General features: G+C 51.1%; 1 rRNA gene. It reads left to right on the top strand.

The features are described from left to right. Window positions 1-237 (top strand): 16S ribosomal RNA (locus H5S10_RS00005); the annotation flags it as partial.

Genomic DNA, 237 nt, shown 5'->3' with positions numbered 1-237 from the left:
GGCGGACGGGTGAGTAACACGTAGGTAACCTGCCCCGGAGCGGGGGATAACATTTGGAAACAGATGCTAATACCGCATAACAACAAAAGCCACATGGCTTTTGTTTGAAAGATGGCTTCGGCTATCACTCTGGGATGGACCTGCGGTGCATTAGCTAGTTGGTAAGGTAACGGCTTACCAAGGCGATGATGCATAGCCGAGTTGAGAGACTGATCGGCCACAATGGAACTGAGACAC

The sequence above is a fragment of the Limosilactobacillus balticus genome, from assembly GCF_014145615.1.
Taxonomy (GTDB): domain Bacteria; phylum Bacillota; class Bacilli; order Lactobacillales; family Lactobacillaceae; genus Limosilactobacillus; species Limosilactobacillus balticus.
This window is presented reverse-complemented; position numbering and strand designations above follow the sequence as displayed.